The following is a 14496-nucleotide window of genomic DNA, read 5'->3' on the forward strand; positions in this document are numbered from 1 at the left end:
AATGGCATTACCAGAACGGGTACCTCCCCAGAACATCGAAGCCGAGCAGGCTGTTTTGGGGGCTATGCTCATCAAAAAAGAAGCCATCATCGAGGTGCAGGAAATCCTGCGTCCTGATGATTTTTACCGGGAGATTCACCGCATTGTTTACGAGGCTATGGTGCGCCTGCAGAATAATGACGAGGCGGTGGACCTGGTCACGCTGACAGAGGAACTGCGCAAGACCGATATGCTGGACAAGGTGGGCGGCCTTGGCTTTATCACCCAGCTGGCCAACATCGTCGGCACGGCAGCCAATGTCAGCTATCATGCCAAAATCGTTAAAGAAAAGGCAGAACTTAGAAATCTTATCAACGTAGCCACGGAAATTGCCGGTAAGGCTTACGAGGACAGCGATGAAGTGGAAAACATCATGGACGAGGCGGAGAAGAAAATCCTCGCCGTGGCCAGCCGTCAGGGCGGCGGTGCCTTTGAGTCCATGAAGAACATCGTCATGCGTACCTTTGAGCGCATTAACATTCTGTATGAGTCCAAGGGCGGCCTTACGGGTATCAGCTCCGGGTTCAAGGACCTGGATAAGCTGACCGCCGGCCTGCAAAAGTCGGATTTGATTCTCGTGGCGGCGCGTCCGTCCATGGGTAAGACGGCCTTTACCCTGAATATTGCCAGCTACGTGGGGCTCCACGGCGGCAGTGTGGCCTTCTTCTCCCTCGAAATGAGCAAGGAGCAGCTCATGCAGCGTATGCTCTGCTCCGAGGGCGGTATTGACGCCTCCCGGCTGCGTACCGGACAGCTGGACGAAGTGGAATGGAACAAACTGGTGGGCGTGGCCGATAAAATGAGCCGGGCGCCTATCTACATCGACGATACGGCCGGTATTACGGTTATGGAACTGCGTTCCAAAGCCCGCCGCCTGAAGGCAGAGCATGGCCTTGACCTCATCATCATCGACTACTTGCAGCTGATGCAGGGCCGGGCCAGCAAGAACAGCGACAACCGTCAGCAGGAAATCTCCGAGATTTCCCGTTCGCTGAAAGCTCTGGCCCGTGAGCTGGACGTGCCGGTTATCGCTCTGTCACAGCTTTCCCGTTCTGTGGAAAGCCGTCAGATAAAGAAACCCATGCTCTCGGACCTGCGTGAATCCGGGTCGTTGGAGCAGGATGCTGATATCGTTATGTTCCTGTATCGTGAAGATTACTATGATAAGGATACGGAGAACAAGAATATAACTGAAATCATCGTGGCCAAGCACCGTAATGGCCCCGTGGACAGCGTGCAGCTGTTCTTCCAGAAGGAATACACCAAGTTCCGCGACTTGCTTATGCAATAACCCGGAACTTGGACAACGGCGTTATTATTTTGTGAAGGAGAGGACGATTATGCAGGCAGTAGAAATCAAGCAGGGAATTTACTGGGTAGGCGCTATTGACTGGTCAATGCGCAGTTTTCATGGTTATCAGACAGGCCGGGGCACGACATATAACGCCTATCTGATAATTGATGATAAAATAACGCTTATTGACACCGTAAAAGAGGCCTTTGCGCCGGAACTGCTGGCGCGGATAAAATCGGTTATTGACCCGTCAAAAATTGACTACATCGTTTCCAGCCATGTAGAGCCCGACCATTCCGGGGCGATTCCCTTTATGCTGGAACACGCTCCGCAGGCCAGGGTCATCACCACCCTGCCCAATGGGGAAAAGGGGCTTACCGGCCGCTATGGGCAGCTGCCCCTGCAGGGGGTTAAGGCCGGCGACAGTCTGAATATCGGCAGCCGAACCCTGCAGTTCGTACCCACGCCCATGCTGCACTGGCCGGACAGCATGGTTACCTACTGCCCGGAGGAAAAAATCCTGTTCTCCAATGATGCCTTTGGTGAGCACTTGGCATCCAGCGGCCGTTATGATGATGAAGTCGATTATGGCACGCTGCTGTTTGAGTGTCAGAAGTATTATGCCAATATCCTGATGCTCTACGGCCGGCAGGCACAAACTGCCCTTAAGGCGCTGAGCGGCCTGGAGATTAACCTGATTGCCACTGGCCACGGTGTCATTTGGCGCAAACATATCAAGGATATTATGGCCTGCTACGAAAAGTGGTCAGCCGGTGAGATGGAGGAACGGGCTGTTGTGGTCTTTGACAGCATGTGGCATTCCACGGAAAAAATGGCCAGAGCTGTGGCCGAAGGCTTTGCACAACGGGGCATAGCTGTAGGTTTCTACGACATTAAGGAAAATCACATGTCAGATATTGTCACTGACCTGATGACGGCTAAATATCTGGCTGTGGGTTCACCGACCATCAACAACCAGATGATGCCGACAATCGCGGCGTTCCTGTGTTATCTAAAGGGCCTGGCACCCAAGGGGAAAAAGGCCTTTGCTTTCGGTTCCTACGGCTGGGGCGGTCAGAGTATCGGCCAGGTGGAAGAAGAATTAAAGGCCTGCGGCTGTGAAATCGTCCTCGACAAAATCCGCGTGGCCAACGTGCCCAGTGACGAGGATTTAGCGGCGATAGCTGCCAAGATGAATTTTTAATGGAAATATAATTTCTTTTAAATTGTTTTCAAAGGTTGACTATGTATACTATATGCATAGTCAACCTTTATTATTTTAGGGATAATTTTACAAGCGATGGGAGCGATAGGATATGACAAGCAAGAAATGGCAAAAGCTGACGGGCGGTGTACTGGCCGGACTTATGACTTTTAGTATTATGGGAACGACTTTGGCAGTGCCGGCTTATGCTGCCAGCTATGAGTCCTCTTGGAGCGAACGTGAACATCGTGAGGACGTGCAAAAGGAAATGCACCGTCATAAGGAAAAGCAGGACAAGCTCGCGGAGGAGCGCCGCAAGGAAGATGCGCGTCATGATGAAAAGGTACGGGAACTGAAATACGAAAAGGAAAAACACAAGCGCGAGCAGTATGAAAAAGAGCGCCGGGAACATTATGAGCGTGAACACCGTAAAACGGCCTACGAACGTTATCGTGAGGCCCGTGAACGGCAGGATGCCCGCGAACGCCGGGAAAAAGAACTTGAAGAACAGCGCAAGCATGATGAACAGGTACAGCAGAATCAAAAGATTGCCGCCGGGGTTATCGGTGCTGTAATTGGTGCTGTAATTGCGAAAAATACCTGATAAAAAATACTCCCGCGGTTTATTACCGGGGGAGTTTTTGCAAATGTAACAAGAATACAGAATACTTCCTTCTAAATCGTCTACAAATCGAGTGTAAAGTTGTATACTGATGGTGGGTAAAGAAGGAGGTTGATTCTGAATGAAGAAGTACTTAGGTCTGTTGGCTGGTCTGTTGCTTTGGGGAGGCCTGCTCTATTTGCAGGGCACGCCGGCTATCACAGAGGAAATTGCCGCGGAGGCTGTAATTGCAGCGCATCCGGACACACAGTTCTGCGAAGTGGAACGTCAGGGGAATGAGTTCCAGGTCGCCTATGTGACGGCTGATTTGCAGCAGGGAAAAGTGACTATTGCCAAAGATGGTCATATTGTCAGTGTGCAGTAAAGTGCTTGCCAATACAAGGGAGAATGAAGTCTCCTAAAATGCGGAAAGGCCGGTGACGTGCGTGTCAACGGCCTTTTTCATAATCCGAGCAAAGATACCGGATACATCCAGGCTGCCTCATTTATGGGGCGGATTTTTTCGCAGGTGTCGATAACCAGTCCTGGCTGGATAGTCTGCTTGTACTTTTGCAGGACAGAGAAGTTTTTGGTAGGCTGGCTGGGAGCAATACCTTTTTTGATTTCGATAGGATAGATTTTGCCCTGCTCAACATATAGGATGTCTACTTCTTTTTGGTCAATATCCCGGTAATAGAAGAGAAATGATTGGGGGTCAAGGTTATGGGCGTAAGCATTCTTGATGATTTCGCTGACTACATATGTTTCAAAGAATGCGCCGCTCATGGCACAGTTTTCCAGCATTTCCGCATTAGGCCATTTACAGAGATAGGAGCACAGGCCAGTGTCAAGAAAATAAATTTTGGGCGCTTTGATAATGCGTTTGGAAATTTTTGCCATGTAGGGCTGCAGGAGATAGATAATCCCCGAGGTTTCCAGTACAGAAATCCATTTCTTGCAGGTGCGTGTGTCAATGCCGACGGCGTTGGCCAACTCGCCTACATGAAACTCCTGCGCGGTGCGCAAAGCGAGCAGGGAGATAAAGTTGCGGAACGCCAGTTCACTACCCACTGAGATTAGCTTGCGGACATCCTTTTCGATATAGGTATTGACGTAGGATTTGAAGTAAGCATCCCTGTCGGCGATGTTGGTGCAGATATCTGGCATGCCGCCGGTAAAGATATCGGCAAATATCTCTTTGCGTGTACGGTACGGCAATTTTAATTCTTTCTCCCGTTTTAACAGCGGGGCAATCTCCGGGTGGAAAAGCCTGCCAGCAGCATTTGCTTTTTCCCCTTGGGAGAAGGAGGTCATTTCCAGTACGCCGCAACGGCCTGTCAAAGAATCAGATATGCCCTGCTGCAGTTCAAAGCGGTTGGAGCCGGTAAGGATATACATCAGCTGGCGTGGTTCACCGCTGTCGAGCCATTGCAGGCGGGCTTCGTCAATACGCTTTTTTATCTCGTCCAGAAGCAGCGGTGCCTTTTGAATCTCGTCAATAATGAGCGGCCAGCCGTATGTTTCCAGAAAAAGTTTCGGATTGTTAAGGGCTAAAGCACGGTCATCTAAATCATCAAGGGTGACTTTTGTATATTTCTGTCCAAAAATATGCTGTATGGTCGTGGACTTGCCTACCTGACGAGCACCATAAATGACGATACAGGGAAAGGACTGGCCTAGCCTTAGAATAGCATCTTCAATTGTGCGCTTCACATACATGGATATCCCACCTTTCGATTAAATCATCATCGCGATGCTTGTTTAATCGAAGTATAACAAAAAAGTCCGATTAAATCAACATTGCGATGCTGATTTAATCGGACTTTTTGCATGGTCACTTTCAGGGGAGACTGGTTCGTGTTCAGTGATTGAAATGTCTTATCAAGGAGGAAATTAGTCGGTGTTTTTAATAATTTAAGGCTTATGGTTGAATGCCGAACCGTTCCTTTGCCTCGGCGGCCAGTTTGGTGTAGAGCGCAAGGGCCTCGTCATGATGGTCTTTGATGAACTGCAGGTGTACGGCTTTTTCTTCCTCGGGGCCTTCAGTGTAGGCCTGGCCGGCCATTTCGAGGGCTTTGGCGCATTCGGATAGTTTGACGCCGCCGATGGCCAGGGCCGTGGATTTGAGGGCATGAACGTGGGTGGTGTAATCGGCGATGTTGTTTGCTGTCAAATCCTCATTAAGCTGTTGGCTTACAGCCTCCTGGCGTGTGACGAAAATGTTCAGGAATTTCTTCTGCATTTCCTCGTTGCCACCACAGTATTTGAGGGCGGTAGCAAGGTCAATATGTTCTTCAGTGCCGGCGGTGCTTTCCGGCGCGGCAGGTGGTGCTGTGCCTGCGGGGGCGTCCGTTTTTTCACCGGCAGCCATGATTTTTTCCGGGGGCAGGTATTTTTGTACCACGCGCTCCAGGGTTTTGCCGTCCACGGGTTTGGACAGGTAGTCGGTAAAGCCTTTGCCCAGGAACATTTCCCTTACCCCGGCCACAGCATTGGCGGTCAGGGCGATGAAGGGGGTATCCTTGCATTTGCTGGTGATGAGGTTCTTGGCCCGCTGCAGGGTTTCAATGCCATCCATTTCCGGCATCATGTGGTCCAGGAATACAATGTCGTAGTGGTTGTCCGCAATCAGCTGCAGGCAGTCCTTGCCGGAGCTGGCCGTATGGATGTGTATACGGGTTTTCTCCAGCAGGCTCTCCACTACGGTAAGGTTCATGTCGTTATCGTCCACTACCAGAATATGGGCCTGCGGGGCGGTGAAACTTTCCCGGTAGTTTTCTTCTTCCTGCAGGGCGGCCTCAATACGGGCATTAAAATCGCCAATCGGTTCATATTTTTCCACTTGCTGGGGCAGGTTAATGGTGAAGGTGCTGCCTTCGCCGTAAACGCTGTCTACAGATATGGTGCCCTGCATCATTTCCGTCAGCCGCACGGTGATGGCCAGTCCGAGCCCTGTGCCTTCGATATTGCGGTTTTTTTGGAGGTCCAGCCGCTGGAATTTGGAGAAGAGTTTTTCCTTGTCCTCTTCGCGGATGCCAATACCGGTGTCCTGCGTGATGAATTGCAGTTCCAGCTTATCGTTTTCCGCCTCGCCGCTGGCTTTGACGGTAAAGGTCACGGAGCCTTTGGGGGTGTATTTGACAGCGTTGTTGAGGATGTTCACTACCACCTGCCGCAGGCGCACTTCGTCCCCAATCAGGGCATCGGGAATGTCCTGGTCGACATGCATCGTGAATTCCAGCCCTTTTTGGCCGGCCTTGTAGCTGACCATATTGTAGACATCGTTGAGGACGGAGCTCAGGCTGTAGCTTACCGGCACAATCTCCATCTTGCCGGATTCGATTTTGGAAAAATCCAGAATGTCATTGATGATGGAAAGCAGGGTTTCGCCGGCGCTCTTGATATTAAAGGCGTATTTTTTGAGGCTGCCGCTGGCCTCACGCATAATCATCTCGTTCATGCCTAAGATGGCGTTGAGCGGCGTGCGGATTTCGTGACTCATATTGGCCAAAAACTCGCTTTTGGCGCGATTGGCCCGCAGGGCCTCGTCGCGAGCCTCGCGGAGGGCAGTGCTTTCCTCGGCGGCCACCTGATTGGTGAAGGCGTAGAGGATAAAGACGCAGAACAGTACCACTAAAAGGCCAAATACCCAGAGGACAATCAGGTGGATATTGGTTATGCCTGTGACTACGGAGCGCCATTCCCGGTAGCCGATGGCGATAAAACTCGTATCGGGGATGGGGGCGGCATAGAGCACATAATCTGCGCTGAGCTCGGAGTCAAAGATAGCTGCCTCATGGGCGCTGGCCAGTTTGGCCAGCAGCTTGTCAAGTCCCAGCGGACTGTCGGTGGCAGCGTCATAAAAGGGACTGTCCTTATAGTTTTCGAAGGGCACTACCACCCGTTGGGTGTTGGTATCGTAGAGCAGAATTTTATCTTCGTCCGGTTTGCCGGCGAAATGGAAGGGGGAGCTCTTATCTTTGAGGGATGTGTCCGTGTGGAGTTTGCAGAGTACATAACGGGCGGTGGTTCCCTGATAGACGGGCACCATCACCAGCAGCCCTACATCTTTGTAGTAGCGCCAGCTGGGTTCTCCCTGCAGGGTACGGGCGCATTGCAGTTTGACTTCAGCAGGCAGGGCAACGCCCCATATACTGTTACCGTTGATGTCCAGCAGGCCGCCCAGTTGTCCCTGGCTGCTGATGGCCTGCACGCCGTTGGCCAGGCTGATTTTTTCCGCCGCAATCAGGGTAGCGGTCTGACTGAGGTCAGCGATTTCCGTCTGCAGCAGATTTTGATAGAGGAAGGCCAGCGATTCCCCTTGATGTGTACTGAATTTTTCCACTTCCCGGTTCAGGGAGTCGTTCATCTTGCTCTGCAGGGCAAAGCCAATCAGGAGCAGAATGGCAAAGAAAAGCATAAACCTTCCCAGCAGCTGCAGGGAGAAGTTGAGTATGCGTTTATTTGGTTTCAATGATTTCCACTCCCTTCACCAGCCAGTCCATTTTCTCGCGCAGGCTGTTGTTGGCGATGACTTCGCCCTCCTGGCAGCGTACCCGGCCCTCCCTGTCCACGATATTGCCGGAAAAGACGGGATAGCCCTGCAGAAGTTCCTGCCGGGCCCGCAATACCAGTGCCTCTTCGCGGGGCGTAAGGCCGGGGGACAGCCGCAGGCTGATTACATCATCCAGCATGCCCTGCCAGTATACCTTGTTGGCGGTCTTATGGCCGTTTATATGGAGCAGCTTGCCATAGACCTTTTGCCAGTCCGTTTCGATAGAGGCTATGCAGTGAGGGGAGGTGTTCAGGCCGGCTGTATGGAAGTCTATGTAGTCAAGCCCCAGGCTGGCCGCCTCTTGGGCGGCGTGTTGGGAGGCCGCAAAATAGGTGATTACATCGGCACCGCTGTGTTTCAGAATATAGAGTGCTTTATTTTCCTTTTCAGGGGAAATCCATTGTCCCGTCCATTCGACGAGAATCCGGGCCTCCGGGCGCACCTTTAGTACGCCCAAGGCAAAGGCGTTGACATCCTGACGCGTTTCCAATGCAGGAAAGGGGGCCAGATAGCCCACAACGCCTGTCTGGCTGTGCAGGCCGGCCAGAATTCCTGCCAGGTAGCGTACCTCGTAATAGCGCATGGAGTAGTTGAACATGCGGTCGGAAATGGTCTCGCCTACGGAGTTGGCATAGAATTCCACTTGCGGATAGCGGCGGGCAATATCCTCCAAATTGTGCTGATAGCCGGGATTAGCCAAAAATATTTTTTTTACGCCTTTGTTAACGAGGTTATCTGTTACCCGCGCAAGGCTGTTATCGTCACTGTTTACATTGTCCTCGATATAGAGGTTAAAACTTCGTTCATTGCAGGCTTTTTGCAGTCCCTGTGCCATTTCGCGGGGCCAGCCCGGAGCATCTTTGGGGCTGGCGAGAATCAGGCCCACGGCGTCACGTTTCTCCCAGATGGCAGAGCCAAAGTAGTTGATGGAGAGGAAGATGGCCAGACAAAGCAGGAAGGCCTGCAGGAGGGCAAAGGCTATAAAGCGGCGTTTTAGCATATCATGACTGCTAAGTTTCATGGGGATACGCCTCCTCCGTCCGGTCTTCCTCCTTGGTCAACAGGTTGAAAATAATGACAAAGGGAGTATAGATAACGATATCCAGGCTCAGCCAAACAAGCTGCAATACTGCGCCCATTATATCGCCGGTGGCCAGCCAGCCTTGCAGCAGCACCGGGGCGGTGGACTCCACCGTATAGCGGAACAGGGGAACAATACCCCAGTGAATGGCCAGCCAGCCCACCAGAACGTTGAGCATGGGAGCCAGCAGATAAGGGACAAGGAACATGGGGTTAAGGACAATGGGCAGGGCGAAGAGGAAAGGCTCGTTGATGGAGAGCAGCATGATGGGAAAGCAGTAGGCCGACAGCCGCCGCAGCCGCTGCCGGGAGGCAAATACCCAGACCGAAATAGCCAGCCCCAGGAGTGATATGGAGGCGGCATCGAAGAATTCCGCGGTAAAGATGAATTTGCCGCCGGAGATTTCATTGGCTATCTGGGCTGGTATATAGAAGGCCTCATTCCAGAAGTAGGTGAGACTGTTGCCGTTCAAGCCCAGCCACCAGAGCAGGCGGCGCAAAAGCTCATAGCCAATGGCCATGGCCGGACTTTGGGCAATGCTTTCATTTATGGTATGGGCAAGAATGGCTGGCAGGGAAAGCAGGGAGCTTTCCACGGATATCCAGCCAAAGGCAGTGAGCAGGGAGGCCAGCAGGGTACAGCTCAGGGGCAGCAGCAGTTTCAGGGAAAGGGCCATCTCATGGGGCAGCTCCGGCAGCACAGGCAGCTGCAGAAATTTCAGCCGCGACAGGCGGCTGAACATGAGGGTGCTGAACGTGGCAATGAGCAGTGCCAGGAAAAAACTCCGTCCGGCAAAGTAAAGGGCCAGTTCGTGGTCATTTCCCGAAAAGGCGGTAATTATAAACAGATAGGCCGCCACGGTGCAGATAAGAGCCAGATATTTATTCACCTGCCACAAGTCGGCCAGTTTGACCGTCAGCACCATGGCAAAAAGCAGGGAGTTTAGTATGTTGGTGACTTCCAGATACTCCCGGATATGGTTCCAAAAGGCAAAGAAGGAGGACTCCCGGTAGGCCTGGTCATGGAGGCCGCCAGTCAGGACACTGCCCAGCCCCAGCCAGTCCTCGCCCAGTAAGGGACCGGTGGGATTGCACAGCAGATAGCCGGTCATGTGGATAAGCGTCAGCAGAATAATGACCGGCATCATCAGAAAGAAGGATTCCCGAATGGCTTTAAGATAGGCAATTTGGCGCAGACGGCGGCTCAGGGGAATGATAACGTCCTCCAGCAGGCCGCTCCGCTGGCGATAATCTTGCTCGTTATGACCGCCCATAATTTACTCCTTAGAGTCCTAAACTATCCAATGCCTTGAAGATATTATTGACTTCCTGGTCTTCAATAGGTGGGTAAAGGTGCTTTTCCACCCTGTTGATGAGGTCATCAGGGATAAAGGGTTTTTTTACATAATCGGAGATTTTTAGCTGGCTGGCCTTGACAATGGTGTCCTTGTCGGCCGCAGCCGTGAGGAAGATGACTTTCATATCAGCGTAATCAGGATTTTTCCGGATTACCGAGAGCGTCTGCAGGCCGTCCATGCCGGGCATGGCAATATCCAGCAGGATTAAATCAATGGCGCCCTGCCGCTTTTGCAGGATATCCAGACAGCCGGCGCCGCTGGTGGTAGTCAGGATTTCGGCCCGCACTTTCATTTCCAAAATGCTTTTAGCCATGGCGATATTCATATCGTCATCATCAACTACTAAAATAACAGGTAATTTACTCATGTTTGTTCCTCCTAATATTTATAACTGTTTATCCCAAATATGGGCGGGGGTACCTTTTTCAATAGCTGCCTGACAGGCATGGACAGCTCGTTCTTCGGCCTGGGGCAGACTGTTGCCGGCCATGGGGCAGCAGCCTGACTGCCAGATATATTCTTCCTGCATGCCCTGCAGGTCGGTGACAAATTCGGCAGCAAAGTTCAACATCTGCCTGTTGTTTTGGGCGGCACAGAGGCAGACAAGCTCCCCGGTGACATTGCCGGCTGCAGTTGCCAGTACCCATTCCTTATCCTTTAAGAGCTCAGCGGCCTTTTGCAGAGGTTCGGCCAAAAGATGGCGGTTAGCGGCAGATTCTTTGGGGGCTGCGGCAAATATTGTCAGATAGCAGGCTGGTTTGGGGGGCGCTATAGGTAATTTCCCCATCAGGGGGACGAGGTTGTGCTCCAGATAACGCATATTGGGGAGCTGACTGAAGTTATCCCTATAGGCCAGTGTTTCCATGGCTGTCAGCTGCTGACGGTGGTTCTGGGAACGGTAGTAGATAATGCCGATGATAATACTCATGGTGAGAAAAATCAGCAGGGCAGCTTGCTGCGGATAGTGGTACAGAAGATACCGGGGGCTGAGATGCTGGATATGTTCATGGGTTCCCTGATTCAGAGCCGTGGTCAGCAGCCCGGGCGGCAGATGATTGACTTCTTTATTGAGAATCTGCCAAAGGTGTCTGTCAGCAGTTTGGGAAATCCCCAGACTGATGGTGCTGGTAAAGACCTGCTCCGTGTCTGCTGACAGATTGTAGGCAGCGGAAGATTCCAGCAGGGTGGGGGCCACAGCCCGGGGAATGTAGGTAATATCTGCCAGCCCGTTGCTGACGGCATAGCAGCATTCATCCAGACTTTTGCAGTAGAGAATCTGTTCTTCGGGATAGCTGGCCTTGACGAAGGTGACGGTTTCAAACAGGCCGTCCACAGCTGCGACACGGGGCGTGCCCGGCAGGGGCGTGCCATGCTTGGTGACGGCTACAAAGCCGATATCCAGATAGGGCTGTGTAGGAATCAGGCCCATCTTGTCCAGCCAGCTGAAATCGCAGGGGATATCGGCCACCACATCTACCGTGCCGCGCAGCAGCAGGCGATGTATTTCCTCCAATGATTTTTCCGCCACCAGTTCAATCCTGATGTTCAAATCCTTTTCCAACTGGCTGAGCAGGGCTTGGGTGGCGCCAGCCCACGTTCCGTCAGTATTTCGGTAGAAGTAGGGCTTGTTGTTCATCAGTACAGCGACTTTGAGGATTTTCTTACCCTGCAGATAGGCCTGTTCTTCCGGGGAAAGCACCAGCGGAAAACCTTTGGCACGTTCGTATTTGTCATTGAGGCGGTTGCGGATATTGGGCTGATTCAGCAGCAGGCTGTCCTGAGCGGCGTTAACCCGTGCGAGCAGCTCAGGGCGGCTGTGGTGCAGGAGCAGCCGGTAGCTTACCCGGTCGAACAGCGCCAATACCCGTTCTGATTTTTCCGGGTGCAGCAGGGGCTGTATATAGCCGTCCAGCTGATGGGCGGTGAAAGCGGCTTTCATCGCCGTGGGGTCGTTATAGGTGATGAGTTCATAACTAAAACCGTGTTCCTTGGCAATGGCCGGCAGATTGGGGGTAGGATAATTGTAATCCAGCGTGCCCAGTCGTACCTGGCCACCGTGGAAATCATCCTGTACCACCAGTTCCATGGGGAACCGGGCGATAACATGGTCTGTACGCACCGCAAAGGGCAGCGTCTTGTAATCGCCGGGCATAGCCGGCAGCAGGTCAATCTCCATTTTCTCCAGCTTATTGCCGGCCTCCCACCAGTTTACACAGGGAATATAGGTGAATTTTGCGCCCAGAAAACCGGAGAGAAATTCCATGTACTCATAACCGTTGCCGCGCATGTGTCCGGGCCTGTCCTCGTCTAAAAAGCCTGTTCCCGGTACGTAGCCGACTTTTAGTTCCTCCGTGGCTCCCGCCAGCCCCGGCAGACATAAGGCGCTCAAAAAAATACACAGCAGGGCACAAAGCAATATCTTCCGTGGAAAAATCCTCATGTCCTCGCCTCCGTAGAAAAACAGATATATCGAAATTATCAGAAAATGACAGACGAAATTCAGCATTGCACACTAAGTCTATTTTCGCGTTTAGTTGATTATAATCCTGCTGACAAAAATGAAAAAAGAGGCCAGCTTACTTTTACGAGCAAGCTGGCCTCTTTGGTGATGCGATTTAGGGTGAAGTAATATTGATGCTTTATGAGTAATTATTTGTACTGCTGCTGGGCAGGATTTTTTTTACCTTTTGCAGGTTATAGAGCAGAACAGCGGAGATGGCGGCGCCGGCGGCGGTGGAGATAAGGAAGGGGACGATGTAGGCGTAGAAGGCTATGCTGCCGGCACTTTGACCGAGAAACAGCAAGGCCAGGGGATAGGCGCAAAGACCGCCTATCAGGGCGGTGCCTAAAACCTCCCCGGCAAGGGCTGCAACGATACTGTGCGTGTGTTTATAGGCCAGTCCGCACAGCAGGGCGCCGCACATACTGCCGGGGAAAGCCAGAACACTGCCCAAGCCTAAAAGATTGCGCAGCAGTGAGGCGGTAAAAGCTGCGCCTACGGCATACCATGGTCCCAGCAGGACGCCGCAGAGAATATTGACCATATGCTGGACAGGGGCACATTTACTGCCTAGTACGGGCAGCGCAAAGAGACTGCCGGCGACGGCAACGGCACAGAATACACTGGCCATAACTAATTTTTGCGTGTTGATATTCATTTTAGTGAACCTCCACTTCGACTGGATTTTCCTGGGGGCGTAAAGCGTTGCAGACGGCGCACAGCATCATGGTCAGCAGCATAGCTGGCAAGGTGCTGCCCAGCGGCAGGTCAGCCTGCATAAGCAGGCGGTAGATAATGAATCCGGCAAGCCAAAGCAGCAGGTTGTGCCGGGAAAAGGCTGTTTGTTCGTAATGTCTGCCCGTGAAGAAATAATCTGTCAGCTGTACGGCAATCATGGGGGCAAAGACGGAGCCTATAAAATACAGAAAATCCGTAAAATCCAGCAGGGGCAGCAGGATAGCGCCAATTGTGCCGAGCAGGGTGACGGCAAGCGAAACGGCCTTGGGGTTAACGCGGCTGAACAGGGATTGACTGGATACCCCGGCAGAGTAAGCGTCCAGGAAAGTAGTGGTTACGGTGGACAGCAGGATTATCAAAAGTCCGGCTATCCCCAGCCCGGATTTCAGCATAACCTGCGCAATATCATTTTCACCAAAGGTCAGCGCAGCGCCCAGGCCGATAGCATACATCCAGCAGCTGACCAGGCCATAGACAATGGTGCTGACCGCAGTCGTCCGGACGGGATTCTGGGCTGACCGTGTGTAATCGCTGATAAGCGGCAGCCAGGAGAGCGGCATAGCGATGGACAGCTCCAAGGCCAAGGCAAAGCTGATACCCTCGCCGGATACGGGCGCAGATTCTGTCACAGTAAACAGGCCGGTACTAAGCAGGATGGTCAGCAGCAGCAAGGCACCCATGGCCATGACGTTAAAGCGGCCAAGATTTTTGCGGCCGGCAGCAATCCAAAACATAATCAACAGTCCCAGAACGCCGCACCATATTTGCTGGCCTGTGCCAAACAGAGTGCTGGCGGCCAGTGCGCCTTCGTAAATCATAATGCCCGTCCAGCCTAATAACTGGATGATATTCAGCAGGGCAAAGAGGCGGCCGCCTTTATTGCCAAAACTCATTTTTACGGTTTCCATGGCGCTTTTGTGTGTTCTGCCGCCGATGATGCCGGCCGCAAAAAGCAGGGCACAGCCGATAATATGCCCGGCCACGATAGCGATAAGTCCCTGTTTTAAACCAAGAGGGGCAAAATAAGTGCCGGTCTGCATTTCGGCCAGGGAGAGAGCTGCTCCGAACCAAAGCAGCCCGCTTTCCCAGAGGGAGATTCCTTTTGAATTGGTCATACTGATTCCACC

At 52.4% G+C, this 14496-nt stretch carries 12 protein-coding genes; 4 read left to right on the forward strand and 8 right to left on the reverse strand.

The annotated features are described in order from the left end of the window. The first annotated feature begins 1 nt into the window (after position 1). From dnaB to DL94_RS0112765, 4 genes are all read left to right on the forward strand, one after another. Positions 2-1330, forward strand: a complete 1329-nt coding sequence (dnaB, locus tag DL94_RS0112750; protein ID WP_028130492.1) for a replicative DNA helicase — start codon at positions 2-4, stop codon at positions 1328-1330. Between the two features lie 49 nt (positions 1331-1379). Continuing rightward, positions 1380-2537, forward strand: coding sequence for an FprA family A-type flavoprotein (locus tag DL94_RS0112755; RefSeq protein ID WP_028130493.1), 1158 nt, complete (start codon positions 1380-1382; stop codon positions 2535-2537). Between the two features lie 112 nt (positions 2538-2649). Next, positions 2650-3141 (forward strand): hypothetical protein, encoded by a 492-nt coding sequence (locus DL94_RS0112760; RefSeq protein WP_028130494.1) that lies wholly within the window; start codon positions 2650-2652, stop codon positions 3139-3141. Positions 3142-3280: 139 nt separating this feature from the next. Beyond that, the gene (locus tag DL94_RS0112765) at positions 3281-3523 is read left to right on the forward strand and encodes a hypothetical protein (protein WP_028130495.1); all 243 of its coding nucleotides are present in this window, start codon (positions 3281-3283) and stop codon (positions 3521-3523) included. Between the two features lie 77 nt (positions 3524-3600). On the opposite strand, the gene DL94_RS14930 is transcribed toward DL94_RS0112765, so the two are convergent. The 8 genes from DL94_RS14930 to cytX form a co-directional block, all read right to left on the reverse strand. Beyond that, positions 3601-4857, reverse strand: coding sequence for an ATP-binding protein (locus DL94_RS14930; RefSeq protein WP_037371881.1), 1257 nt, complete (start codon positions 4855-4857; stop codon positions 3601-3603). A gap of 202 nt (positions 4858-5059) precedes the next feature. Then, positions 5060-7612 carry an ATP-binding protein gene (locus DL94_RS15455; protein ID WP_051586456.1) on the reverse strand — a complete coding sequence of 851 codons (2553 nt, stop codon included), beginning with the start codon at positions 7610-7612 and terminating at the stop codon, positions 5060-5062. Then, on the reverse strand, positions 7599-8714 hold the full coding sequence (locus DL94_RS0112780; RefSeq protein ID WP_028130496.1) for a BMP family ABC transporter substrate-binding protein: 1116 nt from the start codon (positions 8712-8714) through the stop codon (positions 7599-7601). Before DL94_RS0112780 ends, DL94_RS15455 begins: the two co-directional genes overlap by 14 nt. After that, positions 8704-10047, reverse strand: a complete 1344-nt coding sequence (locus tag DL94_RS0112785) for a PTS transporter subunit EIIC (RefSeq protein WP_028130497.1) — start codon at positions 10045-10047, stop codon at positions 8704-8706. The genes DL94_RS0112780 and DL94_RS0112785 overlap by 11 nt, the downstream gene beginning before the upstream one ends. A gap of 10 nt (positions 10048-10057) precedes the next feature. Then, a complete protein-coding gene (locus DL94_RS14940; RefSeq protein WP_051586457.1) occupies positions 10058-10498 on the reverse strand; it encodes a response regulator in 441 nt (146 codons plus the stop codon). Between the two features lie 18 nt (positions 10499-10516). Next, on the reverse strand, positions 10517-12571 hold the full coding sequence (locus tag DL94_RS0112795; RefSeq protein ID WP_028130498.1) for a type 2 periplasmic-binding domain-containing protein: 2055 nt from the start codon (positions 12569-12571) through the stop codon (positions 10517-10519). Positions 12572-12770: 199 nt separating this feature from the next. After that, positions 12771-13289, reverse strand: a complete 519-nt coding sequence (thiW, locus tag DL94_RS0112800) for an energy coupling factor transporter S component ThiW (protein ID WP_028130499.1) — start codon at positions 13287-13289, stop codon at positions 12771-12773. Between the two features lies 1 nt (position 13290). Further along, positions 13291-14484, reverse strand: a complete 1194-nt coding sequence (gene cytX / locus DL94_RS0112805) for a putative hydroxymethylpyrimidine transporter CytX (protein WP_037371882.1) — start codon at positions 14482-14484, stop codon at positions 13291-13293. Between the last annotated feature and the right edge of the window lie 12 nt (positions 14485-14496).

Source organism: Selenomonas sp. AE3005, assembly GCF_000686945.1.
GTDB lineage: Bacteria > Bacillota > Negativicutes > Selenomonadales > Selenomonadaceae > Selenomonas_A.